Annotated in this window: 2 protein-coding genes; both read left to right on the top strand. The window is 64.2% G+C overall.

Annotated features, from left to right (window positions below; genetic code table 11):
• On the top strand, positions 1-1,587 hold a 1,587-nt coding region (locus F8N12_RS27360), incomplete at its 5' end, for an ABC transporter permease (protein WP_150583126.1).
• A 7-nt stretch (positions 1,588-1,594) separates the two neighbouring features.
• Positions 1,595-2,393: TolC family protein (locus tag F8N12_RS27355; protein ID WP_191623237.1), on the top strand; the 799-nt coding region annotated here is incomplete at its 3' end.

Genomic DNA, 2,393 nt, shown 5'->3' with positions numbered 1-2,393 from the left:
CTGCTCGACCGTCTCGGCCTGGCCTCGCGCACCGGCAACCGCCCACATCAACTCTCGGGTGGTCAACAGCAACGCGTGTCCATCGCCCGCGCCTTGATGAACGGCGGGCACATCATTCTTGCCGACGAACCCACCGGCGCCCTCGATAGCCACAGCGGCGCCGAGGTCATGACTTTGCTGGACGAACTGGCGGGTCAGGGCCACGTGGTGATCCTCATCACCCACGACCGCGAAGTCGCGGCGCGGGCCAAGCGCATCATCGAAATCCGCGACGGGCTGATCATCAGCGACAGCGCCCGCGACAACCCGGACGTGCAAACCAGTGCCAACCCCGGCGCTCTGCAAGCGGTGGATCTGCGCAAGCGCCTGGGCGAGGGCGCCGAAGCCACCGGGGCCTGGAAAGGCGAACTGGTGGACGCCGTGCACGCCGCGTGGCGGGTGATGTGGATCAACAAGTTTCGCACGGCGCTGACGCTACTCGGCATCATCATCGGCGTCGCCTCTGTGGTGGTCATGCTGGCGGTCGGCGAAGGCAGCAAACGTCAGGTCATGGCGCAGATGGGTGCCTTCGGCTCCAACATCATCTACCTCAGCGGCTCGGCGCCCAATCCGCGCACTCCACCCGGAGTCGTCACACTGGACGATGTCGCGGCGCTGGCCAGCCTGCCGCAGGTCATGCGCATCATGCCGGTCAACGGCGCTGACGCCGGGGTGCGCTTCGGCAACCTCGATCACTTGAGCTACGTCGGCGGCAATGACACCAACTTCCCGGCGATCTTCAACTGGCCAGTGGTCGAAGGCAGTTATTTCAGCGAGGCCGACGAGCGCACTGCGGCGGCCGTCGCCGTGATTGGCCACAAGGTGCGCAGCAAGTTGCTCAAGGACGTCGCCAACCCGATCGGCCAGTACATCCTGATCGAAAACGTGCCGTTTCAGGTGGTCGGCGTACTTGCGGAAAAGGGCGCCAGCTCCGGCGATTCCGACAGCGACAACCGCATCGCCATCCCCTATTCGGCGGCCAGTGTGCGCCTGTTCGGCAGCCACAATCCCGAGTACGTGGTCATCGCCGCCGCCGATGCGCGCAAGGTCAAGGACACCGAACACGCCATCGAGCAACTAATGCTGCGCCTGCACAACGGCAAGAAGGATTTCGAGCTGACCAACAACGCTGCGATGATCCAGGCCGAAGCGCGCACGCAAAACACCCTGTCGCTGATGCTCGGTTCGATCGCCGCTATTTCGTTGTTGGTGGGCGGGATCGGCGTGATGAATATCATGCTGATGACCGTGCGCGAGCGCACTCGCGAGATCGGTATCCGCATGGCCACCGGCGCCCGTCAGCGCGACATCCTGAGGCAGTTTCTGACAGAGGCGCTGATGCTTTCGGTGGTCGGCGGGCTCGCCGGAATTGCCTTGGCATTGATCGTCGGCGGCGTGCTGATTCTAAGCGAAGTGGCGGTTGCGTTTTCCTTGGTGGCGGTGCTCGGTGCCTTTGGCTGCGCGCTGGTCACCGGAGTTGTCTTCGGCTTCATGCCGGCCCGCAAAGCTGCCCGGCTCGACCCGGTCACGGCCCTTACCAGTGAATGATCGATAGATGAAAACGCCTCTCAGCCTGTTGACTTTGTGCCTGCTGCTCAGCGCCTGCGCCACTCCGGCCCAGCGCCCTGACAGCGGTATCGTGGCGCCCTCTTCCTGGCAATCGTCGCACACGGCTGACGCCACGCTGCGCAACGCGCAATGGTGGACGCGCTTTAGCAGCCGCGAACTCGACGGACTGATCGAGCAGGCGCGGATCGGCAGTTACGACCTCGCCGCCGCTGTCGCCCGGGTGCGTCAGGCCCGGGCCGACACGGTGATCGCCGGCGGCTCGCAGTGGCCGGAAATCAAGGCGGTGGCGAATGCCAGTCGGCAGAAACTGCTGCGCGGCAATGGCTACAGCCAGCTCGATGTCGACGACAGCGACAAAGCTGTCGATGCGTTCGATGCCAGCCTCAGCGTCAGTTATGAAATCGACTTCTGGGGCAGCCAGCGCGCCGCTCGCGACAGTGCCGGCTTCAGTTGGCAAGCCAGTGAGTTCGACCGGGCCACGGTCGAGTTGACCCTGCTCAGCGGCGTCGCCAACAGCTATGCGCAGGCGCTGTCATTACGCGAGCAAAGTCGTATCGCCGAACTGAACCTGGCCAATGCGCAACGCGTGTTGCGACTGGTACAGACACGCTACGACTCGGGATCGGCCACGGCCCTGGAACTGGCGCAACAGAAAAGCCTGGTGGCGGCGCAGCAACGGCAATTGCCAACCGTGCAACAGAAGGCCCGGGACGTGCAGATCGGCCTGGCCGCCCTGCTCGGTCAGACGATTCAGGAACTGGGCACGCTGCAAGCCTCTTTTGATC

It is taken from the genome of Pseudomonas fluorescens (assembly GCF_902497625.1).
GTDB lineage: Bacteria > Pseudomonadota > Gammaproteobacteria > Pseudomonadales > Pseudomonadaceae > Aquipseudomonas > Aquipseudomonas fluorescens_BQ.
The sequence above is the reverse complement of the archived record's forward strand: the minus strand, read 5'-3'. Positions and strand labels throughout refer to the sequence as shown.